Source organism: Leptospira sarikeiensis, assembly GCF_004769615.1.
GTDB lineage: Bacteria > Spirochaetota > Leptospiria > Leptospirales > Leptospiraceae > Leptospira_B > Leptospira_B sarikeiensis.
This window is the reverse complement of sequence record NZ_RQGF01000020.1, coordinates 24,157-45,590: the sequence shown is the minus strand read 5'-3', so window position 1 is coordinate 45,590 and position 21,434 is coordinate 24,157. Positions and strand designations below refer to the sequence as shown.

Below are 21,434 nucleotides of genomic sequence, written 5' to 3'. Positions count from 1 at the left end.
AATGCATGGAAATCCGTCGTCTTTGCCAATGGTCTCTTTGTTGCGGTATCGGAGAATGGCACAAACCAAGTCATGACTTCTCCTGACGGAATTACTTGGACTTCCAGAACAGCCTCTTCCAATCTATCATGGCAAAGTTTGGCCTACGGAAATGGACTCTTCTTTGCCCTTTCCCCTAGTGCTGGAATGAGTTCACCTGACGGGATTACTTGGACGGATCGAACCATACAGTCCGATGGTGGCGCCTCTTGGGTCAATGTTACTTATGGAAACGGTCGTTTTGTTGCTGTAAATCAGAATGGCACGGGCCATGTCATGACCTCTCCGGATGCGATTACTTGGACACTTCGGACTGCATCGGAGAATACTAGTTGGTGGGGGGTCGCGGCTGGAAACGGACTCTATGCCGCCGTTGCCACATCTGGTAAGATCATGACTTCCTCCGATGGGTCCAACTGGACCACGAGAACTGCACCGGAAGCAAACTATTGGTATAATATAACGTATGGAAATGGTTTATTTGTTGCCGTCGCTCTTTCCGGAACAAAAAGAATCATGGCTTCTTCCGATGGGATCAATTGGACCGGATATTCCGCACCACAGGCAAATACCTGGGTCAATGTAGCCTACGGGAATGGTCGTTTCGTTGCTGTTTCAATAGATGGTACTAACCGAGTTGCGACTTCCGATTGCAATTGAGTTTTTTTATAGAGCCGATTCTATTCGGCTCTTCTTCATTACTGACACATTAAAAAATCATTATATTTCCAGTTGTCGGATCGGATTTTCCTTCCAGGACTTCTAAATAAGTAGAAAGGATTTCTTCTTTTCCGGATGCTTTTTTTATATTCATCCATTTTGATATAGAAGGCAGGAATAATTTCCAAGATTCACCAAACTTTGTTTCTACCCCGCCTCGGCCCCAGTCCACGGTCCGCTTTCGGATCCTTGCAGGTGCAAAGAAGAAGCTTGGTTTTGGACCGGGCAAATTTTCTTCTTCCGAACGTTCTTCCCAGTGAGTGACCCCTACGACACAGCTATAGAGTAAATTTTCTTGGAAATACGTATGTATCTCCCTCGTCAATTTTCCGTTTCCGGCCATGTCCACATAAATGGTCGGAGTCGTTTTTGGAAGAGAACCGACTTCTTCATAAGAAATTAGCTCATCATAATATCCTAAAGAACGAATGGATCCTATATTACGCGCAGAAGTTAATCCTATGATCTTACAATCTTTTGGCTTTTTCTTGGAAAGAAAGAATGCGAATGCTAATGCGGTTTTACTAGATGCACTGGATACCAAGACAGATTTGGCTCCGAATAGATTTTTATCAGATAAGAAATCTTCCAATAAAAAAGATGTGATCGCAAGCGGTCGTAGTAACATCTGTTCTGATTCGAAAGCGGGATCATAAGCTGGATCCCCGGAGCATAAATTATAAGAGTTATATGCGGCGGGCAAATTACGTCTATGAGGGGTAGTGTCGAAAAATCCTTCCGGACTAATTCTATCCGGTTTCAAAATAGTAAATGTAGACATCGGTAAATAACCGTAAATACGATCTCCTTCCGACAAAGATTTATGATTCGATCGGAAAACATTTCCAAATCCCCAAACAGGAATACGTCCCCATTCTTCAGATGAGCTCGGAAAAAATTGCCAATACTTCAACGAATCACCGGTTGCCGCATACGTTACGTTATTTGCTGTAAAGCCGAAGCTATCGATTTTTATTAAGATCTCTCCATCTGCCAATTCGATGCCGGGATCAATACCGGCTATGAATTCAGTCTTTCTAAAGTTTTGTTTACCAACTAAAAAATCCGTACTTGTAATAATATTCGAAGCCATAAAATATTCACCTTGTTCAAACTTCAAAAGTTGACCGGCCGTATTTTAAATACTCGGCAATTTTGTTCTATCAAGATTTTGTTTTTGGATCTAATATAGAAAAAAGGTTTGGTGATCGAATTTTTCAGTATTGGATGGCGATTTCCGCAATCCCTTATATTGCGATCACCTTATCCGCATCCATTCCGGATTTCTCCTCTTGCTCTGTTCGGAAACTTGCAGTATCTTTTCCGGGAGGAGTCCCAAAAAATCTTTTATATTCTCTACTGAATTGAGAAGGACTTTCATATCCTACTTGGATCGCCGCGTTATACGCGTTGAGTCCTTCTTGGAGCATGAGTATCCTAGCCTTATGCAGGCGCACATTCTTGATATATTGAATGGGCGAGGCATTGGTTACTGCTTTAAAGCTGGAATGAAAAGTAGAAATACTCATGCCGGCATCGAAGGCCAAAGAGCGAACATCCAAATCCTTGTCAAAAGATTCATGGATCCGGTGTAGAGCTCTGGCTATTTGAAAAAATTTTCGATTTCGATAAGCAAGAGCTTGAAGAGCTCCTCCTTCCTTTCTGCACAAGACACGATAGATGATCTCCTTCACGATGGTAGGCCCTAGGATTTTAGTTTCTTGAGGATTGTGCAATGCTTCTGTTAAGCGGATGGCGGCATCGGTCAGGAGATCGTTAAGTGGAGCGGAGTAAATTCCTTTTGGAAGTTCTTCTTCATCTAACCTAACATCATCCATTTCTAACATGATTTCCCCGACGGATGTAGGATCCACTGTAATATAAATTCCTAATATAGGTTCCTCGGGGCTTGCAAGAGTTTCGCATTCAAGTGGAAGAGGCACTGATAAGACTAAATAATTCCCGGAGTCGTAGGTATATACGTCCGAACCTAGAAAAATTTTCTTTTGCCCTTGAGCCAGAATAATGATGCCAGGTTCATATGCCTTTTGTGCTTTAGGCGCAGGCTCATCGATACGAAAGAGGCGCACTCCTTTTAGATCCGAGGAAAGGATTTGTTCTTCGGGAACTAGATTGTATAAAAGATCCGCGAGTTTTTTACGTTTTTCTGCGGATACAGGAGTGGGCTTATTTTTCTTCATAGATTTAGATAACCCTAGAATTCTGAAGTATGTTAAATTCTCTCATATTCTATAGAATTAGACAAGAAAAAGGAAGATTAATATCTATAAGCTCTAAAATTGGATCGCAATTAAATACATAAAAGTCAGTGGAGAAATGAGAAATCGTAGGATTAGGCAATAAAAAAGACCTTTGTGTATTGAGAAACTTATCCACCGGGCTTAAAGTTTTCTTACTCCAGGGTCAGACAGGAAGATAAGGAGAAGGAAGATGAAAAAAAGAATCTTAGGTAAAGCCGGGTTAGAAGTTTCAGAAATTGGATTCGGCTGTATGGGGATCAGTTTCGGTTATTCCCAAAAATTGGAACGACTGGACGGGGTTCGGATCATTCGGGATGCAGTGGAACAAGGTATTACTTTCTTCGATACTGCAGAAGTTTATGGGCCTTATATAAATGAAGAGATTGTGGGGGAGGCTTTAGCGCCTTATCGAGATAAGGTGGTGATCGCGACAAAGTTTGGATTTAAACAAGATGCTTGGTCGGAGACCGATAGTCGTCCGGAAAATATTAGAAAAGTATGTGATGCTTCTTTAAAAAGACTGAATGTAGAAGCCATCGATCTTTTTTATCAACATAGAGTGGATCGGAATGTTCCGATTGAAGAAGTCGCGGGTACGGTCCGTGATCTGATCCAGGAAGGGAAAGTAAAACATTTCGGCCTTTCAGAAGCAGGTGTGAGCAATATTCGGAAAGCCCATGCAGTCCAACCTGTGGCAGCTTTACAAAGTGAGTATTCTCTTTGGTGGAGAGAACCTGAAGAACAAATACTCCCTGTTTTAGAAGAACTTGGGATCGGCTTTGTTCCTTTTAGTCCTCTTGGAAAGGGTTTTCTGACAGGTAAGATGCCAACGGGCACTACATTCGAAACAGGCGATTTTCGAAGTATTGTTCCTCGCTTTCAGAAAGAAAATTTATCCGCGAATCAAACGTTTGTGGATCTTCTTTCAAAACTTGCACAAAAGAAAAATGTGACTCCCGCTCAGATCGCTCTTGCCTGGATCTTGGCTCAGAAACCTTGGATGGTTCCCATTCCTGGAACAACTAAATCGGAAAGATTGAAAGAGAATAATGGATCGGCTGAAATTCTTCTGACTGAAGTAGATTTGAAAGAAATAGACGACGGCGCAGCGAGACTTAGAGTTCAAGGTGAACGTTATCCGGAACATCTTCAGAAAAGGATAGATCGTTAAAGGGACGTCTCTGTTCAATTTTCCAAAACATTTGAAGGCGAAAAAATCGGCTCTTTCATAGAATTAGGCAAGAATAAATAGGATCAGATATTGATAAGTAGGATCTCAAGGGCTATTGTATAAGTAACTTCTTTGGGGCAAATGTATTTTGTCCGACTGAATTTTTGGGAGTATGTAAATAAAAGATGACGATTAAGGTTTTAGGTTATGCCGCTCAATCCGCGTCCCAAGCACTCGCACCATTTCAATTCGAACGTCGCAGTTTAAGAAATAATGATATAGTAATAGAAATACTTTATTGTGGTGTGTGCCATTCTGATCTTCACCAGGCTAGGAATGATTGGGGAGGTTCTGCCTATCCTATGGTTCCAGGCCACGAGATTGTCGGTAAAGTGATTGGTATTGGGCCAAATACGACTCGTTTTAAGGTAGGAGATCATGTAGGTGTAGGTTGTATGGTAGATTCCTGCCGCGATTGCCAGGCTTGTAAAAAAGGTTTGGAGCAATATTGCGAAAAATTTCCCACTTATACATACAACGGAGTGGATCGACATGATCATACGGTTACCCAAGGTGGCTACTCTGAGAAGATCATAGTTTCGGAAGATTTTGTGGTAAAAATCCCTGATAGCTTGGATCTGAAAGCAGCAGCTCCTCTCCTTTGCGCAGGAATTACTACTTGGTCTCCTTTACGTCATTGGAAAGTAGGTAAAGGAAGTAAGGTTGCGGTTACGGGTCTTGGTGGATTAGGTCATATGGCTATAAAATTCGCAAAAGCTTTAGGAGCCGAGGTAACTCTTTTTACTCGTTCTTTAGGAAAGTCGGAAGATGCAAAAAAGTTAGGTGCCGACCGCATCATTCTTTCCACAGATCGCAAGCAGATGGAATCGGTGAGGGGAGAGTTTGAATTGATTATAGATACCGTTCCTTCCGCTCACGATTTGAATCCATATTTACCGACTCTCGGTTTGGACGGAAATCTTGTGTTAGTCGGACTTTTGGGACCGATCGAACCATTCTTACATACGGTTCCACTTCTTTTAGGTCGTAGATCCGTAACAGGTTCTGCGATTGGAGGAATTGCGGAAACTCAGGAGATGTTAGATTTTTGCGGTAAACACGGGATTGTTTCGGATATTGAAGAAATTAAGATCCAAGAGATCAATGCGGCGTATGAAAGAATGCTCAAGAGCGATGTGAAATATCGTTTCGTGATCGATATCGCTTCTTTGAGATCAGAAGCGGTTTAAGATTTACTGTAGGAACTTTTTGAACTCTCTATAACAAGGAGGAAGAGTGAAATCGAATCACTCCTCCTCTTATATCAAGATCCGAAACTAAAAGCCGATGTCTGCCGGAGAAACGATCCTATTGTAGATTCTAACTTCGTCAATAGTGACTACTTGAGATCCTCCGCCTATAGTGCCGTAGCCTAGTGTAAATGGGGTGCCCGATGTCCAAGGGAGATTCGGATTGTATACAGCCGACGTTACTAGATCATTTCCAATATATAAATTAGCTCTATTGTTGGGAAAATCCCATGTGAAAGTTATATGATACCAGGCATCATCTTGAACGATTACCCCGCAAGGACTGACATTGCTGACAACGCCTGTACCTTGGTTCGTAGTATATACTCTGACTTGTAAGCATACATCATTCATAAGCTGGAATCCTAAGCCATCTCCTTGGCCCATAATAATTCCACCTCCTTGGGTAGGTATGAATTTTCCTTTCACCCAAGCGCTGAAGGTGAAAGAAGCTGTTCCCGTTAAGATTGGTTCTCCTGCACCGGGATCTGAACTATGCCAGGAGTCTATACCGTCATAATGGAATGCGCTGTTTGGTAAACCGTAACGATCTAAAGTAAGAGTAGGTCCTATTGTTCCGAATGCTGTTAAATGTAGTGAGCCAACTTTATCCTTTGCGTCTCCATTTAAGGGCCAATAATGAATCAGGCCTGCAGTCATATTTCCTATTATGGATTCTAGGATATGGTCTTCTCCTGTAGATTGATGCGCATTGAGAAGCAGAACCGTTCCACAATTTTGGAAGCTTAGGATTGCAAGTAAGAATAAGATACGTAAATAAAGGCGTACGTTAGGCATAATCAAATTCTCGATTCTGGCCAATGGTCGGATAGATAGAAATGATATGCAATAAATTATCCCACAAGGGCTTGAATTATCGGTTACAACTATCCTTTTTTACGACCCGCAAACAGAGGCTATTTGCGGGTTTCTTAATTTACACTGCGAGATTCACTCCGTTAAAGAAGTTAACAAGGCTTTGAGGGGAACTTTCTCCAAGGCATAGATCCAAGATCTCTTCCGAGTCTATTGCCTCTGCAGCGCTACGAGAAAACATTTGTTTTTCAAAAGTAATTAGCGCCTCTTCTATATTACTTGGGTTAGCAATAATCGCCTTTCCGAGCTCAGCTCCGTCTAACATCGCAAGATTAGCCCCTTCACCGGAAGGCGGCATCAAGTGTGCAGCATCTCCAAGTAATGTAACTCCTGGAACACGTTCCCATTTATGTTCTATAGGAAGAGTGTGGATCGGGCGAAGGACCGGATCCGTATCTCCTTCTGTGATCAGTGCTGTTAGTTCTTCTGACCAACCTTCGAATTCTTTAGCAATATGAGCTAACGCTTTTTTGGAATTGCTGAAGTCGATCGTATCAAACCAATCTTTCTCCTTGTTTAATTGAACATATGTATGTAGTGTTCCATTCGGTTCGCGATGTGCTACAATACCTTTTCCAGGTGCAAGTGCATACATTGCTCCATCTCCGACGGCTTCTGCGCTCGCTTTATGACGGATATCACTTTCAAATAAGAATGTTTCGATGAACATTGTTCCTACATATTTCGGTTTCTCTTCGGAAAGAAGAGGGCGAACTTTCGACCAAGCGCCGTCTGCGCCTACGAGTAGATCGGTCGTTATTGTAGAACCGTTTGTAAAGACAACCTCATGCCGTCCATCTCCTAATGAGGACACGGATTGGACTTTATGCCCCCATTGAACAACTTCGTTAGGAAGCGAATCCAATAGGATCTGACGAAGGTCTCCTCTTAAAACTTCCGGCCTTGCGCCTGTGCCATCATCAGGCTCATCTAATAAGATATTCCCGTTTTTATCTAGTATCCTAGATGCTTGGGCACCTTCATTAATGATTTCCAGAAATTTATCGAATAACCCAGCTTCCTTAAGTGCAAGTTGTCCATTGTATTCGTGGATATCGAGCATTCCTCCTTGTTTACGAGCGCCCGAAGAAATTTCAGCTTCGTAGACAGTCGATTTGATCCCGTGAACATGAAGGACTCTCGCGAGAGTTAGGCCGCCTAGTCCGGCCCCGATGATAACAATTGGTGTATGGTTCTTTTGATTCATAGTGGATCTCCTTTTTACTTCTGAACCGAAGGTTTTTCCTATTTTTTAATTGACTAAAATATTTAAGTCAATTAAAAAATAAAAAGTAAAAAATCGGATAAAAAAGGAAAAATTTTCGTTTTGGGACTAAGAGAATTAAAAAAGGAACAAACCCGCAAAGCAATCTCAGACCTTGCAACTGGGCTTTTTATGGAGCATGGGTATCACTCGGTCACTACGGCCCAAATTGCCAAACTCGCGAATGTTTCTGTGCCGACCCTGTTTAACTACTTTCCGAACAAAGAATCTCTTGTTTTCGATGAGGATATTGAAAGAGAAGAAAGGCTAGTTAATTCGGTTCGCCTTCGAAAGAAGGGCGTTTCTATCTTGGATGCTCTCTTTGATTTCGGATTGGAGAACCCGGCCTTTAATCCTGCAAATCGTAAACTTGTTCGGGAATTTAGAAATTTTATAAAATCTACGCCTGAACTTTCTATTTATGAAAGGCAGATCACGATGAGGTACGAGGACTCATTGGCAAAAGTTTTACAAAAAGAAGTTCGGAAGAAGTTAGGAGAAGTGGAGGCTAAGTCCATCGCACATTTCATTTTGGATGCATTCTACAGAGCAGCTGACTCCTCTCATCCAAGAAAGACTCTCGAAACTCTTTTTGGGATTTTGAAGAATGGTTGGGCAGAATAAGTGAGGATGTCTTGAATTTTTTAAATTAGATCATGATCTAGTTTATTGACAATTTTTGGTTTCTCCACCATTTTCAATCTATGGGATCCTTTGGAATTATTGTAGCAGTTATAGTTTTTTTGTTTTTAAACTTGGCATTGTCCTTCTTCTCAAGACCTCGCAAGTTGGAAGATCTACTTGATGGGGATTTTGAAGAAGGTGTTAAAAGACTTCTAAACGGAACGTTTCAAGTATCGGTCAGAATTCCAATGCCTGGAGTTTCTCCGGATATGGTAAGGCTTTGGTTTACGGAATATCTGAAAACTACGGAAGATTATAAACGTTGGCATCCTCGCGCTCATGTTTGGATGGATTGGGAGTCGAAAGAGAAGGGAGTCTTAGTGGGTGCAAGTCATCTAGTACATGAATATATAGGTCCAGCTTTGATGAAACTCCGTATTAATTTTGTGGATCCTTCTTCTTTTTTCGGTTCCGATCCAATCCATAAGGATCGTTTTATGGCCTGTGCATTCGTAGGTGATCTAAATTTGCCTGTAAATTTTGGCTTATTATGCCATTCAGTTCGAAGGACGAATGAAGGCGCAGAAATGCGTTCTAGATTTTGGTTGGGTCATATTGCAGCAAGAGGTAAAAAAACGAGTATATTCAAATTTGTTTCTATTGCAAATTTACCCATAATCCGTTTCATTTCGATGCGTCGCTCAACTGCAGAAGATTTAAGATTGCATTGTTTGGAAGAGATGGGAATATTAGCAGGTTTTCTTCCTTCCTTATATAATGAAAACTTGAACAGAAAGAGCTCTTAAGAAAACGGATCGGCTCTTTAGAATATTGAAATAGTCCAGAATAGTTTGTAGATGTTTGAAAAATTTAGGGATAAGATCCCGATCTCTGATCCCAAATGGGAGGAATACGTTTCTTGTTTTCATCGTATGGAAGTCCCTGCGAAAACATCTCTTTTAAACGAAGGAGCCATCTCTAAAAAAGGTTTTTTCGTGGAGAAGGGATGTGTAAGGGTATGGTTTAATAATCGGGGAAAGGATATTACTTTCCAATTTTTTTTCGAAAATTCAAGTTTTTCCTCCTTAGAAAGTTACCTGAAAGAAATCCCGAGTCTTGTTTCTATCGAAACAGTAGAACCCTGCGTCATATGGTATATCCATAAAAAAGATATGGACCGGATCCTCTCCGAGGTAACTGAGATCCCCGAGTTAAGAGAAAAAGTTATAAGGGCGATATTCGAAAGGACTTTTAATTATATGAGGCATTTTTTATCTTTTATTCGCGATACTCCTGAAGAACGTTATCTAAATCTAATAAAGGAAAAACCACAGATCATAGAGCGTGTCCCTCAACATTATATCGCTTCTTATTTGGGGATTAGTAAGGTGCACTTGAGCAGGATCAAAAGTAAACTTTCAAAAATAAAACGTTCTAAATAAGATCATTTTTTCAGAATAGCTTTGATAACATTTGTTATCGATTTTCAGGACTTTCTTCTTTTCTAAACATTCCTATGTGTTGACTTCCTTACATAAGATAATGTCTAACTAAGCCATGAGCGCTAAAAAATGGGTCCTATTTTCTGTTTTCCTAGGTTGTTTGATATTTTCTTTATCGCCGGGGCCGATCCATCTGATCCAAAATCCTACAGTTTGGGAGTTGAGAGAACAGTTAGTTTTTCTCACTGGGGCATGTGCAATGTCCCTTATGGTTTTATCCATGTTAATCTCGGTTCGATTCGAACCTGTCAATCGGGTAATGGGAGGTTTGGATAAGGCGTACGAGATCCATAAATGGGTGGGGATCTTTTCATTCGTATTTATCATATCTCATTGGCTTTTAGAAGAAGGCGCGCATTGGTTGGTAGATCTGGAGTGGATCCCGAATCCGGGAGATCTAAGTGATGGGACCGGATTTTCTGAATTAGAGATCTCTCTCTTCCAAGCAGGGGTTCTATTCGCTGAAATAATATTCTATATGATGATCATATTGATCGGTATTGCTTTAATTAATAAAATTCCTTATAGATTCTTTCGAGTTACTCACAAAGTATTTCCGGGTTTATTCCTTTTATTGGCATTTCATGCAGGTACTGCTCAGATGAAAGAGCATTGGTTATCGAGCCCTGGCGGCTATTTATTACTGATCCTTTTGAGTATCGGATCTGTAGCCGCAGTCATAGGTCTTTTTCAGAAAATAGGAAATTCTAAAAGAATGAAAGGGATCATCGATTCTATTTCAATTCAGGGAGAGATACTGGATCTTCGTCTGAAAACTCAAGACAAGGTTTTATCCTACAAGGCCGGGCAATACGCGTTTTTAAAATTCGAGCATGATAAAGAGCCACATCCTTTTACGATATCTTCCTATGAGGAGAATTCTGATACATTACGTTTTTCCATTAAAGGATTGGGTGATTATACAAAGGAGCTGAAAACTAAAATCCAAAAAGGACAATCCGTAAGGATAGAAGGGCCGTATGGAGAGTTTTTATTTGAAGACGATTCTGAAAAACAAATTTGGATCGCAGGTGGGATCGGAATTACTCCTTTTATGGCTCGTTTAGAATATTTTTCCAATCGTGGAGGTGCCTCTAAACCGATCGATTTTTGGTACTGCACCAGAGGGAGTTTGGATCTTCAGTTCCCTTCTTCTTTAGATAAGATATGTAAGAATAATTCCGTTAATTTGTATCATTTGAATTCTGATCAGGGGGAATATTTATCCTTGGATCTTCTTCGTGAAAAAATGAGAAATTTTGGCGATTTGAGCATTTGGTTCTGCGGTCCAAAAAAGTTCAGAGAATATCTGATCGAAGGTTTGAAGGACTATAAATTCGATCTTTCTAAATTTCATTACGATAGTTTTAATATGCGTTAAAGAAAAATTTTCTTATATTAATAGAATGTAGACCAAAACAAAAAAGCCGAGACATTCGTCTCGGCTTTTGATTTTCATTTTAAGAAAGGGTAGTTCTTACTGATTGGATTTAGCGTTAGATACTATTTTTAAGAAGTATCCTTCTACGTCGTACCAGAATTTTCCGGAATTCAATGTGTTTGCACATTGAAGATGATCCACACCAGTAGTAAAAATACTATAGTCAGGTCCTCCCTTGAATGTTCCCCATTTTAAAGAAGAATAAGGAACGAGTCCATCACAAGTCCCACCTTGTCCGTTCAGTAATCCTCCGACGATACAAGCAGGTTGAGTAAGCCCCATCAAAGGATGCTGGATCAGATCCGGGATAGTGATATAAGAACCGTAAGAGAAATATTTCACGCTCGGATTATCAGGAGTACGAGAATTGAAGTTTTCAGTTCCGGCTTTTGTTAAGGATCCCAATGCAGAAAGTACATCCTGGTCTTTGTCTCCCCAAATTAATTGAACGAAAACATTCAAGATAGTCGCAACAAAAGGTTTGATCCACTCAGGCAAGACTCCGTTGATGATGTCTGCAATAGGGGAACCTCTATGAGGAGTATTTAATGAAGTTAAGGTAGAAACCTTGGAACCGAGTCCTAGATTTGAAACTGCATATCTGCTATCCAATCCACCTTGTGAATGTCCCAAGATATGCACTTTGGTAAAGCCGTTTGCAGCCATATATACCAAAACTTTATCTTTCAATTCAGCTCCTCTTGCTTCGTTGGACTGAGCTGCTTTTTTTGCAGGAGCATATACAGTCGCACCTTGGGATTGAAGATAGGTATCCATTCCACCCCAATATGAGAGAATACTAATAAGACCGGTGCTATCGTTTCCCCAACCAAATAGGCCGTGAGAAAGAACGATTGGGTAAGTCCCAGTCAATGGTTTGGAGGAAGAGCCTCCTCCGGAAGCGAGTAAGGATCCGCTGGAGAATAATGCTACCAGAGTAATTAGGATCAATTTACGCATTTGTTTAAACCTCTTCACTTGTTTCGAATTTCTATTTACCCTTTTCTGGGGCTTTGGATGAGATTGTAGCAAGTGCTACAATCGCCTAATTATAGAATCTTAGAATTCCAGAAACTGTCAAGAGAAAACGTTCTAAATAAATTTGTTTCGAATAACAATTGGTATGCAAACAAACTTTTCGTATAACGAGTGTGATTTGATTTTTATTCGATTCAAGGGTAGAAGATCTGAAATCCTACCGTATACGCTTGAGCCAAAAAGACGGATATGAATGAGGCTTTTGATCCTTAAATTCAAGGAATTTTGAATGCTTCTTCTATAGAAGCGAGTTCCTCGGAAAGTTTATCTTTTGTCCATCCAAGTTCGGATGCGGCGAGTTTAGCGACTTGGTCTATCACCTTACAACCTGGATGACCTAATGCACCCATTCCTGTACGTCTAAAGAAAATATCTTTTAGGGTCAGGGCCATTTCGTTTCGGATAGCGAAAACTACTTGTGCGAAAATTTCTCCGTCGTCGTTTGCTTGAATGCCAAGTTCTGGAGAATTGTAAGCCAAATCCAATATGGTTTCATATTCTAAACCGTAATGTCGGATCAAATAATCGATCGTATTCTCTCCAATATCGGACCTGGATCTTTTCTTCCTACTTATGAATTCTTCGATGTTTGGGATATCGCATGCATACAAATATTTTTTATGTGAAATACTAGGTTTAGGGTGTTTATTCACTTTTTTGATAATGTTCTCGAAAATGTTCCGAGCGAATTCCCTGCTAGTTGTGTATTTCCCACCTGCAGCAGTGATCAGTCCTTTGATATTATCTTCTTCATGATCGTGAAATTCTGAACGTCTGGAAGCAGTATATGTATCTTCTAAATTCGTTTCCGCAAGAGGGCGAAGTCCTCCGTATACAAAAAGTACGTCCTTTTTAGTAAGATTTTCCTTTAAGTTCGCCGTACTATTGATTGCGGATAAAAAATTCTCCACACTTTCTGCACTGATCTTCCATTCAGAAACATCTCCTTGATAAGGAGTATCAGTGGGACCGATCAAGCTATGGTTTCTCCAAGGAGCAAAACTAAAATGGCTTTTTCCTCCTACATACAGGAACATTTGATCTGAAAGTTTCCGAGTGATTAGATAGATTCCTTCGGATCTTGTTTTAGGAGTAGGACCCTCCGTTTCTTTGGATGTATTCAGCAGTTTTTGGGTCCAAGCACCTGTTGCATTTATTGTTACCTTCGCCCTAAGTTTTACGATCTTTCCTGTGAGTTTATCTAAAACTTCTGCACCTAAAACTCTATTCTCTTGGATCGTAAGATTTTTTACTTCAGTGTAATTAGAAACCTTCGCTCCATATACAGCGGCGGATTTGATAAAAGTAAGGGTGAGTCTTTCCGGACTAATACTAAGGCAATCGTAATATAGGATTGCATTACGGATCTTTTTCTCTTCGCTCGAAGGTATGGATCCTTTTATTTCTTTTTGAGAGAGGATCTTAAATCCGGGAATACGTTTACTTTTGTCCCGAACAAAATTTCGATCAAATGATAGAAGATCATAAACGAATAGCCCGATCTTTTCGATCCATCCAGTATTCGGAAGAATGATCGGATAAGGATAGATGAAGTTCGGCGCAATATTCGATAAGATCCTTCTTTCTCGCAAGGATTCTCTTACAAGTCCGATCTCGAATTGTTTTAGATAACGAAGCCCGCCATGAATAAGTTTGCCTGTTGCGGCAGAGGTAGCTCCTCCGAAATCATCTTTTTCTACCAACGCAACAGAGTAACCTCTACTCGAGGCTTCGTAAGCAAGCGCGGCTCCTGTGATCCCGCCTCCAATGATGAGGCAATCGAATTCTTCGTCTTTATGATGTTCAATAAATCTGGAAAGTGTGATTATACTCATTTGGTCCCGGATAGGATTTTGCGGATCTGTTTTTGGAGAGAATCTCTTTCGCTATCTATATCCCAGACTCCTGCTCGTAGCAATAGTATAGGAAGTTTCCATGCATCAATTTCTTCCAATGTAATTCCGGAAAGGGATATGTAATTCTTTAGATATCCCCTGAGAATAATACTTCTTACGATCGTATAAAATAATAGTTTTAGTTTTGGTGTTCCGGGCCATAATTCAGCGTCTTTGAAAAGAAAAACCGTATAGGCTACGTCGGCGGCCCGATTTCCTTTGGCCGCAGTTCTCCAGTCGATCACTATATTTTCATCTTTGGATACGACTATATTTTCAGGATGAAAGTCCATATGTAGGATAGAAGATCCGCCGGGTAATGCATCAATGAGTTTCTCCGCTTTTTTTCTCTCTTCTACATTAAGGAATTTTAATGGTTTAAGCGCCAGGGTGCTTTTTGCGTAACTTTTGATCTCTCTAAGGGATCCTGTCTCTTTTTTGTGAAGTTTGGAATGTAATTCAGCTAGTATTTTTGGAACCTCGAATAATTTTATAGGATTTTGTTCCGGCAATTTCGTAAGAGAAACTCCTTCTATAAAGTCTAAGACGATACCGATACGGTTCTCGATCTCTATTTTTTCATAACATCTCATCGAGCATACGCCTAGTTTATTCGCTTCCAGAGTATTCTTATATTCGAATTCTATATCTTCCTTCGGAATATCAGAGAAAAAAAGTTTCACGACCTTTCCTTCACCCCAGGGAAAAATTTCCGCGGATCTTCCGATTGCGATACGAGAGGGAAGTTGAGAAAGTTTAGTAGATTGCACGCTTTTCACCATTCTTGTAATATTTTTGTGGGTCTATATAAAGGTAACAGGTGTTACTTTTATATAGCTAATGATCTACTTTAGGATAGTCAAGCAATTCTCCAAGTTAATCCTCTTCCTGAAATACTGATAATTCTTGGATTTATTCGATAGATTAATACGGGTTGAGCGAATTTCCACAGAATCTAAAATGGTTTGAATGTCCAAGACCCCAGCAAAGCCGGAGGAAATTGATCGGATCAAAAGTAAAATAATCGAAGAATCGATCTCTTTGATCAATGAGATCGGATTTTCCAATTTTAGTATGCGTAAATTGGGAAGTCGTTTGGGAATCGCTGCAAAAACAATCTATAATTATTTTTCGGATAAGGATGAACTTTATCTGCAGGTCTTAGTCCGAGGCTTCTATATTCTGCATAAAAAAATGGAAGAGGCATCATTACTTCATAAGGATCCGTATAAACAATTGTATGCAATGGCTCATGCGTATATTCGATTCGGTCTGGAAAATTCTCATTATTATAATGTTTTATTTAGTTTGGATCTGCCTAGATTTCGAGATTATGTAGGAACAGAACACGAAGAACTTGCTTATTTCCAAAATCAATCCGCGATCAAGATCGCAGAACTAACAGGAGGGATCATAGATAAAATTAGAAAAAAGAAATCGAGTAAAGGGAAGAAGAATACCGGTTATTTACTCTTGCAATTATGGAGTAGGTTGCATGGGATCGTATCTCTTTCTAATAATAGGATCACTCTTGAGGTAGGCGATTTTAAAAGTGTATTAAATCAAATGGTGGATGATGCGGTTTTAGATCTTAAATAAAGATCAAAATGGATTTGAGATCGATTTTAGATAGGTTTTCATTACCTTATAAAGTATATTGAATTGTTTTTTATTTCCTGTTCCTTTCAGAAACCCGTAAATACCTTCGTGAGACATTACTACAAATAAAGCGGCTTCTTTCGTATTAATTTCTTTTTTTAAAAACCCGGATCGTTTTGCTCGGATCAATTGTTTATTAATATTCAATACCCAAAGATCCAAGGCAGTTTGTAGCCTAAGTTTAAAACCTTTGTTCACCACGGATAACTCTTGTGTGAAATTGTTTAACGGACAGCCATATTTTAGAAGTTCCGGTTTTGTATTCCCTATATTCTTTTGCATCAATTCTAAGATCCCAATCACCGGATTCTCGTAATTTTCCAGAGGGGTTACCCAACGTTCTAATATAAGAGGTTTTATGACCTCATCTATTACCGCATATCCTAGTTCATTTTTACTTTGGAATTGATGATAAAATGCTCCCTTCGTAAGAGCTGTATGATGGACCAGATCATCCATACTCGTGGCTTGAAAACCGTTTTTGAAAAAATTTTCAAAAGCCACCTTTAGGATCTGTTTTCTGGTATTTTCCAGATTACGGGTTTTCTTTTCGAGATTATTCGATCTTTTCATACAGAGAGCACCATCATAGTCGATAATTTTTGAAAAAATTTTCAATAAATAAATGGGGTGAGATGATTTTTTCTTTTAACATACTAAATAGTATGTTAAAAACGTTCCCCGGATCTTATCAGATTGAAAGGATCCGTAAGAAATGGTAGGAGTTCATATGTTACCGATCAATTTGATCGCAGTATTAGTATCTGCGATCACGGCTTTTATTCTGGGATTTTTATTTCATGGACCTATATTCGGCAAGGTTTGGATGAAATTGGCAAATATTCATCCTACTGGAAATGAGAAGTTCAGCGATATGGTCCCTCAGATGTTATGGAATCTTTTCGCTAACGTAGTGACTGCTTACGTTCTTGCGGTAATTTATCTTTTTGCTTCTTCCTCCACTTATTTGGGAGGCTCCGGGATTTGGAAGGGCGTGATTTGTGGACTTTGGGTATGGCTTGGATTTATAATTACTTCTACCTCTATGGAAGTGATTTGGATGGGGAGGGGAGTAAAACTTTGGCTATTCGAATGCGGATGTTCTCTGGTTGTAATGGCGGTAATGGGGGCGATCATCGCAGCTTGGTGATCTAAATAATTTTATATTTCTATAATATGTTTTCCGGGAGGAAATTTAATGACCCTCTCGGAAAAACGATTATTTTTTTGAATATCTATAACTTCCGCCAAAGTATGCTCTTGCTCCATGATATGCTGAACAGGAGATTTCCTCTACTTCGATCCTATTGGGAAAAGTTTCGAATTGGAGAAGGCAACAATCCGGATCCTCGGAATTACAATTTGGAGTAGAAGCCCAGGTCCATTTTCCTTCCTGATTTGGAGTCCAGCTTCCGGTCACTTCTCCTATATGAGCTGTAGGCCCTCTGACTACTTCGAAAGAGAATTGTATCTCTTTTTTGGACTTTTCTCGGGAAAGTTTTAGACTTCCTCCAAATCCATCCGTATAAGACCCGATCCCATCTTTTGGTGGATTTGGATGTTCCCATACTTTATGAAAATATTGAGTTCTATCAATTGTGATCTCAGTTTTGCAAAGGATCGTATCTACACCGGTTTCATCCATTGAATACATTGGACCTTCGCAAATTCCGTCTCGATATCCAATCCACATGATTTGCAGTTTTTTTAATTCTTCTTTTTCAGATTCGGAGAGTGTTTCTCGGATCTTTTTATAAGCTTTGTTTAATTCTTTGTCTGCAGCTTGATATTCTTTAGAGGAGCATTTTTTTTGCTCCTCTTTATTTTTAAGTTTTAAACAATCTTCTTCAGTTTCTTTGGATTTGGTTTGTAAAGAAAGACTGAAGATTAATATTCCAAGGAAGATCCAAAAACGCATGCAAGAATTTTAAGATTGGATCATCTATGACAATGATTTTTTTATAAGAATGATCAGAGCCATGATCCTTTTCCTTGGAAAACGAGTTGTTCACTTAGGGCCCAAAGGCGAGTGGCAGCTTCAGGATCTACTGCGTGTGGGAATACTCCATAATTTCCTTTTTCATCCGCTCCGATCAAAGGATCTTTCGGTTTTAGGTCCGAAACGATCGAAGCAATATCATTGTTTTCACAATAAACTCCTCCTTTTTCGTTCAGTTTCGGACTTGTAGCGCACCAAATGCTAGTAGAAGCTCCTTGCTCGACAGTTTTTAATTGGCGACTAGGATCTAAGATCGAATTCCCCTGAGAATCTATTACGCCCATTTTTAATAGTGATTCTTTTGGGATATGTATTCCTAAATCTGTATCTACAATTACTCCCGGATGAACAGAAAAAGAGCGAACACCTTCCGCTTTTCCTCTTTTGTCCAATTCCAATGCAAAAAGTACGTTCGCAGTTTTGGATTGTCCGTAAGCAAGCATCGGATCATATTCTCTATTTTGAAAATTAGGATCTTCGAAAACGATAGGAGAATAACGATGTCCTCTAGAAGAAACAGAGACGACCCTAGATCCATTTGCTTTTAGAAGTGCAGGCCAAAGCTTACTAGTGAGAAGGAAATGCCCAAGATGATTTGTAGAGAATTGGGACTCATATCCTCTTGGGTCTCTTGTTAAAGGATTCGCCATAATTCCTGCGCTATTGATCAATATATGAAGAGGTCTACCGGAAGAGAGAAATTTTTTCGCAAAAGACTCGATCGAATTAGGATCCATTAAATTTAATTCTTCTATTTCTACATCAATTCCCTTTAATGTTTCTTTTGCTTTATCACGATTTCGGACCGGAACGATTACTTCTGCTCCTGCTTTACGAAGTACCCTTGAAGTTTCTACACCGATACCTGAGTATCCTCCAGTAACGATCGCTGTCTTACCTTTTAGGTCTATACCTTTAATAACATCTTCTGCAGTGGAGGCTGCTCCAAATCCTGAATGGATCGGGTTTTGTGTTGTATTCATTTTTATTCTCCTGACTAAAGAATTATAATCTATAGTAGAAAGTTTAAATAGATCATTCGGACATTAATATTGCCTAAAACTACAAAATTAAAAACTGACCGATTCCTTAAGAATGAGCGCCCAAAGCCGGTTTGTTAGATAATTGATATGAACTTTAAAAACTGAAAAAATTTCTATATTGTAGTTTTAGGCAATATTATTGCATTTTCCGACATTTTATTATTTGTCAAACTGGTGTAGAATGTTATGGGTCAAATTTAGATTTTTAGATTCGTTTTTATGCAAAGCAGCGAAGTAAAAAGAAGATATTTTTAGAAAGAGGAAGAGACCTTCTTATCTTTGCACCTTCGCATGGAAATCTACTTAAGTTTATATTTGTTTTATAAGATTTCGGAATGGGATAAATGAGAAAGAAAATAATAGGATCCTCGGATCCGATACTTACTACGAATCAAAAAGTTTTGGATCAGATCATTCCTCTTACTGAAAAATTCGGAGAAGGGAGAACTGAAACGGTCATTCCATTCTTATCCGTTATTCGTAGAAGTAATCCTACTTCTTTTGTACCTGGAGTTCTGACTCCTTCTTTCTGTCTTATCGTTCAAGGGGCAAAAAAGATCCATCTCGGAAAGGAGAAAATACAATACTATGCGGGAGATTTTGTAGCTTCTTTGATCGACATGCCTGCCCAAGGACATGTCATGACTGCAAGTAAATCAAAACCGTTTATCAGTCTTCGAATTGATTTCACTAAAAAGGAGATCGCTGATGTAATTTCAGAAGCGGGGATCCATGTAAAACCTAGAGATAATGGGCTTAATTCTGCAGCTTTTGTCGGAAAAACGGACCCTGATATTTTAGAATTATTCGTTAAGTTATTAAAACTTTTGGATAAACCGGAAGAATCCCTTTTTGTTTCCGAATTAGTAAAAAGGGAAATGATCTTTCGTTTGATGAAAGGTGAATACGGTCATTTATTCTTTCAACCGGTTATTTTTGATAAAAAAGTAAACGGGGTCGGAAAGGTAATCGAATGGATCAAGAATAACTACGCAACCCCCTTCACTGTGGAAAAATTAGCCAAGATCCATAATATGAGCGTTTCAGGTCTTCATCAAAAGTTTAAAACGATCACTACTATGAGCCCTTTGCAATATCAGAAACAACTTAGGCTCCAGGAAGCAAGAAGGCTCATATTAAGCGGATCTGCGGATGCAGCGAGTGCCGCCTTTGATGTGGGATATGAGAGCCCTTCACAATTTAGTAGGGAATACAAAAGATTATTCGGTCAACCCCCTATGAAGGATATTAAATCCCTTCGAAAAAGCCCCGGACTAGATCCTTCTATCTAAACTTTAGTCTAGATTTTTTTCTATAAACATTCAACCAAATGGTTGACTGTATGTATTCGCTTGATATCATTTAACCATATGGTTGAATCTAAGGTATACGATCTGGATCTGATATTTCAAGCTTTGTCTGACCCGACCAGGAGGGCAATGCTTAGAAGTTTGTCTAAAAAAGAAAGGGTGATTACCGAAATTGCGGAGCCTTTCGAGATGTCTTTAGCAGCCGCTTCTAAACATATCAAGGTTTTAGAAAGAGCGAAGTTAGTCCATCGTAGAAAAGAAGGTTCGTTTTCGTATCTGAGCCTAAATAGTAAAGCGATGATGAGTGCGGATAAATGGATCGGATACTATAGAAGGTTCTGGGAAGAACAATTGGATTCTCTCAAAAATTTACTGGAAGGGGAAGAATAATGAAAGCTACAGATTATAAACTGCAGATCTCTAAATTCATAAAAGCAAAAAGAGAGAAAGTTTTCGAAGCATGGGTGCAACCCGAATTGATGAAAAAATGGGGATGTCCCAAAGAATTGACAATCGGTGAGATCGAATTGGATTTTAGGGTTGGCGGGAAATATAGGACTACTATGCTTAGGGATGAAGAGACTTATATCGCATGCGGAGAATATAAGGAAATTATTATGAATGAAAAACTGGTTTTTTCCCATGGATGGGAAGGCCCGGATAGAGAGGATACTTTAGTAACCGTGATTTTTTCGGACAAGGGAGAAGGGACCGAAGTGTTACTTACCCATGAAAAACTTTCCAGCGATAGTTCTATGGAAGGGCATAAAGAAGGTTGGATCAGCACCTTGGAGAACTTAGAGCTCCAATTCTTATAGGCATTCTATATGGCTCTGAAAAAATACTTAGGAAGTTGTAAGTGCAAAAGGGTCCGTTTTGAGGCATGGATCGATCTCTCCCTGGGCACTTTTAAATGTAATTGTACTAACTGCGTTAAAGCAAGATTTTGGGGAGCTTCGGTACTTCCCCAAAACTTTCGTTATCTAGAAGGAGAAAAGGAAGTAACTCATTATTCCACTCGGATAGACGGAATGTTCTGTAAACATTGTGGGGTGGGCATTGGTGGTGGAGGGGACTTTCCGGAGGCTGGAGGCAAGCTTATTGCGATCAATCTAGGTGCTTTGGATAATTTAGACCCTAAGGAATGGGCCGAGGCTCCGGTAAGCTACCTAGATGGGTTACATGATCGTTGGGATCGGGAGCCAGAGTATATCCTACATCTGTAAAAACTAGTATATTAAAGAATTGGAAGAAATGCTTCTTGCCAATTCGTTTATCATTT

General features: G+C 39.6%; 23 protein-coding genes. 13 read left to right on the top strand and 10 right to left on the bottom strand.

Annotated elements, in window-relative coordinates; translation table 11 throughout:
• A partial coding sequence (locus EHQ64_RS20200) for a DUF6242 domain-containing protein (RefSeq protein ID WP_167882378.1) occupies positions 1-699 on the top strand: 699 nt, incomplete at its 5' end.
• 49 nt (positions 700-748) lie between these two features.
• On the opposite strand, the gene EHQ64_RS09085 is transcribed toward EHQ64_RS20200, so the two are convergent.
• Together EHQ64_RS09085 and EHQ64_RS09080 are read right to left on the bottom strand one after the other, a co-directional pair.
• Positions 749-1,852: a DUF2855 family protein gene (locus EHQ64_RS09085; protein WP_135649171.1), complete on the bottom strand. Its 1,104-nt coding sequence runs from the start codon at positions 1,850-1,852 to the stop codon at positions 749-751.
• 154 nt (positions 1,853-2,006) lie between these two features.
• Positions 2,007-2,960, bottom strand: a complete 954-nt coding sequence (locus EHQ64_RS09080; RefSeq protein ID WP_135649170.1) for an AraC family transcriptional regulator — start codon at positions 2,958-2,960, stop codon at positions 2,007-2,009.
• A 250-nt stretch (positions 2,961-3,210) separates the two neighbouring features.
• Here EHQ64_RS09080 and EHQ64_RS09075 point away from each other — a divergent pair, with 250 nt between their 5' ends.
• Together EHQ64_RS09075 and EHQ64_RS09070 are read left to right on the top strand one after the other, a co-directional pair.
• Entirely contained in the window at positions 3,211-4,191 is a 981-nt protein-coding gene (locus tag EHQ64_RS09075; RefSeq protein ID WP_135649169.1) for an aldo/keto reductase, read from the top strand.
• 185 nt (positions 4,192-4,376) lie between these two features.
• Positions 4,377-5,441 carry an NAD(P)-dependent alcohol dehydrogenase gene (locus EHQ64_RS09070; RefSeq protein ID WP_135649168.1) on the top strand — a complete coding sequence of 355 codons (1,065 nt, stop codon included), beginning with the start codon at positions 4,377-4,379 and terminating at the stop codon, positions 5,439-5,441.
• An 87-nt stretch (positions 5,442-5,528) separates the two neighbouring features.
• Here EHQ64_RS09070 and EHQ64_RS09065 read toward each other — a convergent pair whose 3' ends face one another.
• Both EHQ64_RS09065 and EHQ64_RS09060 read right to left on the bottom strand, forming a co-directional pair.
• On the bottom strand, positions 5,529-6,299 hold the full coding sequence (locus tag EHQ64_RS09065; RefSeq protein ID WP_135649167.1) for a LamG domain-containing protein: 771 nt from the start codon (positions 6,297-6,299) through the stop codon (positions 5,529-5,531).
• 139 nt (positions 6,300-6,438) lie between these two features.
• A complete protein-coding gene (locus tag EHQ64_RS09060; protein WP_135649166.1) occupies positions 6,439-7,584 on the bottom strand; it encodes an FAD-dependent oxidoreductase in 1,146 nt (381 codons plus the stop codon).
• 120 nt (positions 7,585-7,704) lie between these two features.
• On the opposite strand from EHQ64_RS09060, the gene EHQ64_RS09055 reads away from it, so the two are divergent.
• The 4 genes from EHQ64_RS09055 (at position 7,705) to EHQ64_RS09040 (ending at position 11,148) form a co-directional block, all read left to right on the top strand.
• Positions 7,705-8,265: a TetR/AcrR family transcriptional regulator gene (locus tag EHQ64_RS09055; RefSeq protein WP_167882377.1), complete on the top strand. Its 561-nt coding sequence runs from the start codon at positions 7,705-7,707 to the stop codon at positions 8,263-8,265.
• Between the two features lie 119 nt (positions 8,266-8,384).
• Positions 8,385-9,071, top strand: a complete 687-nt coding sequence (locus EHQ64_RS09050; protein WP_135649165.1) for a DAPG hydrolase family protein — start codon at positions 8,385-8,387, stop codon at positions 9,069-9,071.
• Between the two features lie 51 nt (positions 9,072-9,122).
• The gene (locus tag EHQ64_RS09045; protein ID WP_135649164.1) at positions 9,123-9,707 is read left to right on the top strand and encodes a Crp/Fnr family transcriptional regulator; all 585 of its coding nucleotides are present in this window, start codon (positions 9,123-9,125) and stop codon (positions 9,705-9,707) included.
• A gap of 115 nt (positions 9,708-9,822) precedes the next feature.
• Positions 9,823-11,148: a ferredoxin reductase family protein gene (locus tag EHQ64_RS09040; protein ID WP_135649163.1), complete on the top strand. Its 1,326-nt coding sequence runs from the start codon at positions 9,823-9,825 to the stop codon at positions 11,146-11,148.
• Between the two features lie 96 nt (positions 11,149-11,244).
• Here EHQ64_RS09040 and EHQ64_RS09035 read toward each other — a convergent pair whose 3' ends face one another.
• The 3 genes from EHQ64_RS09035 to EHQ64_RS09025 all read right to left on the bottom strand — a co-directional run bounded on the left by EHQ64_RS09035 (position 11,245) and on the right by EHQ64_RS09025 (position 14,911).
• Positions 11,245-12,168 carry a lipase family alpha/beta hydrolase gene (locus tag EHQ64_RS09035; RefSeq protein ID WP_135649162.1) on the bottom strand — a complete coding sequence of 308 codons (924 nt, stop codon included), beginning with the start codon at positions 12,166-12,168 and terminating at the stop codon, positions 11,245-11,247.
• Between the two features lie 293 nt (positions 12,169-12,461).
• On the bottom strand, positions 12,462-14,081 hold the full coding sequence (locus EHQ64_RS09030; protein WP_135649161.1) for a glycerol-3-phosphate dehydrogenase/oxidase: 1,620 nt from the start codon (positions 14,079-14,081) through the stop codon (positions 12,462-12,464).
• Complete coding sequence (locus EHQ64_RS09025; RefSeq protein ID WP_342775347.1) at positions 14,078-14,911, bottom strand: aminoglycoside phosphotransferase family protein; 834 nt, start codon at positions 14,909-14,911, stop codon at positions 14,078-14,080. The genes EHQ64_RS09030 and EHQ64_RS09025 overlap by 4 nt, the downstream gene beginning before the upstream one ends.
• A 199-nt stretch (positions 14,912-15,110) precedes the next feature.
• Between EHQ64_RS09025 and EHQ64_RS09020 the strand changes: the two genes are divergently transcribed.
• Entirely contained in the window at positions 15,111-15,740 is a 630-nt protein-coding gene (locus tag EHQ64_RS09020; RefSeq protein WP_135649159.1) for a TetR/AcrR family transcriptional regulator, read from the top strand.
• Positions 15,741-15,743: 3 nt separating this feature from the next.
• Here EHQ64_RS09020 and EHQ64_RS09015 read toward each other — a convergent pair whose 3' ends face one another.
• On the bottom strand, positions 15,744-16,373 hold the full coding sequence (locus tag EHQ64_RS09015) for a TetR/AcrR family transcriptional regulator (protein ID WP_135649158.1): 630 nt from the start codon (positions 16,371-16,373) through the stop codon (positions 15,744-15,746).
• Between the two features lie 142 nt (positions 16,374-16,515).
• Between EHQ64_RS09015 and EHQ64_RS09010 the strand changes: the two genes are divergently transcribed.
• Positions 16,516-16,950, top strand: a complete 435-nt coding sequence (locus EHQ64_RS09010; RefSeq protein WP_246048666.1) for a DUF1761 domain-containing protein — start codon at positions 16,516-16,518, stop codon at positions 16,948-16,950.
• A 69-nt stretch (positions 16,951-17,019) separates the two neighbouring features.
• Here EHQ64_RS09010 and EHQ64_RS09005 read toward each other — a convergent pair whose 3' ends face one another.
• Complete coding sequence (locus EHQ64_RS09005) at positions 17,020-17,718, bottom strand: lysozyme inhibitor LprI family protein (RefSeq protein WP_135649157.1); 699 nt, start codon at positions 17,716-17,718, stop codon at positions 17,020-17,022.
• A gap of 53 nt (positions 17,719-17,771) precedes the next feature.
• Positions 17,772-18,782: an oxidoreductase gene (locus EHQ64_RS09000; RefSeq protein ID WP_135649156.1), complete on the bottom strand. Its 1,011-nt coding sequence runs from the start codon at positions 18,780-18,782 to the stop codon at positions 17,772-17,774.
• Positions 18,783-19,186: 404 nt separating this feature from the next.
• Here EHQ64_RS09000 and EHQ64_RS08995 point away from each other — a divergent pair, with 404 nt between their 5' ends.
• The 4 genes from EHQ64_RS08995 (at position 19,187) to EHQ64_RS08980 (ending at position 21,378) form a co-directional block, all read left to right on the top strand.
• Positions 19,187-20,134, top strand: coding sequence for an AraC family transcriptional regulator (locus EHQ64_RS08995; protein ID WP_135649155.1), 948 nt, complete (start codon positions 19,187-19,189; stop codon positions 20,132-20,134).
• 78 nt (positions 20,135-20,212) lie between these two features.
• Complete coding sequence (locus EHQ64_RS08990; RefSeq protein WP_135649154.1) at positions 20,213-20,542, top strand: ArsR/SmtB family transcription factor; 330 nt, start codon at positions 20,213-20,215, stop codon at positions 20,540-20,542.
• On the top strand, positions 20,542-20,970 hold the full coding sequence (locus EHQ64_RS08985) for an SRPBCC family protein (RefSeq protein ID WP_135649153.1): 429 nt from the start codon (positions 20,542-20,544) through the stop codon (positions 20,968-20,970). Before EHQ64_RS08990 ends, EHQ64_RS08985 begins: the two co-directional genes overlap by 1 nt.
• 9 nt (positions 20,971-20,979) lie before the next feature.
• Positions 20,980-21,378, top strand: a complete 399-nt coding sequence (locus tag EHQ64_RS08980) for a GFA family protein (protein WP_210410834.1) — start codon at positions 20,980-20,982, stop codon at positions 21,376-21,378.
• The last annotated feature ends 56 nt before the right edge of the window (positions 21,379-21,434 follow it).

Excerpts from the sequence above, each read along its gene's own strand:
- EHQ64_RS09070 (WP_135649168.1), top strand. The coding sequence starts at position 4,377 with ATGACGATTAAGGTTTTAGGTTATGCCGCTCAATCCGCGTCCCAAGCA.
- EHQ64_RS08990 (WP_135649154.1), top strand. The coding sequence starts at position 20,213 with ATGGTTGAATCTAAGGTATACGATCTGGATCTGATATTTCAAGCTTTG.
- EHQ64_RS09015 (WP_135649158.1), bottom strand. The coding sequence starts at position 16,373 with ATGAAAAGATCGAATAATCTCGAAAAGAAAACCCGTAATCTGGAAAAT.
- EHQ64_RS09065 (WP_135649167.1), bottom strand. The coding sequence starts at position 6,299 with ATGCCTAACGTACGCCTTTATTTACGTATCTTATTCTTACTTGCAATC.
- EHQ64_RS08980 (WP_210410834.1), top strand. The coding sequence starts at position 20,980 with ATGGCTCTGAAAAAATACTTAGGAAGTTGTAAGTGCAAAAGGGTCCGT.
- EHQ64_RS09085 (WP_135649171.1), bottom strand. The coding sequence starts at position 1,852 with ATGGCTTCGAATATTATTACAAGTACGGATTTTTTAGTTGGTAAACAA.
- EHQ64_RS09020 (WP_135649159.1), top strand. The coding sequence starts at position 15,111 with ATGTCCAAGACCCCAGCAAAGCCGGAGGAAATTGATCGGATCAAAAGT.
- EHQ64_RS09045 (WP_135649164.1), top strand. The coding sequence starts at position 9,123 with ATGTTTGAAAAATTTAGGGATAAGATCCCGATCTCTGATCCCAAATGG.
- EHQ64_RS09030 (WP_135649161.1), bottom strand. The coding sequence starts at position 14,081 with ATGAGTATAATCACACTTTCCAGATTTATTGAACATCATAAAGACGAA.
- EHQ64_RS08985 (WP_135649153.1), top strand. The coding sequence starts at position 20,542 with ATGAAAGCTACAGATTATAAACTGCAGATCTCTAAATTCATAAAAGCA.
- EHQ64_RS09075 (WP_135649169.1), top strand. The coding sequence starts at position 3,211 with ATGAAAAAAAGAATCTTAGGTAAAGCCGGGTTAGAAGTTTCAGAAATT.
- EHQ64_RS09010 (WP_246048666.1), top strand. The coding sequence starts at position 16,516 with ATGGTAGGAGTTCATATGTTACCGATCAATTTGATCGCAGTATTAGTA.
- EHQ64_RS09035 (WP_135649162.1), bottom strand. The coding sequence starts at position 12,168 with ATGCGTAAATTGATCCTAATTACTCTGGTAGCATTATTCTCCAGCGGA.
- EHQ64_RS09060 (WP_135649166.1), bottom strand. The coding sequence starts at position 7,584 with ATGAATCAAAAGAACCATACACCAATTGTTATCATCGGGGCCGGACTA.
- EHQ64_RS09005 (WP_135649157.1), bottom strand. The coding sequence starts at position 17,718 with ATGCGTTTTTGGATCTTCCTTGGAATATTAATCTTCAGTCTTTCTTTA.
- EHQ64_RS09000 (WP_135649156.1), bottom strand. The coding sequence starts at position 18,782 with ATGAATACAACACAAAACCCGATCCATTCAGGATTTGGAGCAGCCTCC.
- EHQ64_RS08995 (WP_135649155.1), top strand. The coding sequence starts at position 19,187 with ATGAGAAAGAAAATAATAGGATCCTCGGATCCGATACTTACTACGAAT.
- EHQ64_RS09040 (WP_135649163.1), top strand. The coding sequence starts at position 9,823 with ATGAGCGCTAAAAAATGGGTCCTATTTTCTGTTTTCCTAGGTTGTTTG.
- EHQ64_RS09080 (WP_135649170.1), bottom strand. The coding sequence starts at position 2,960 with ATGAAGAAAAATAAGCCCACTCCTGTATCCGCAGAAAAACGTAAAAAA.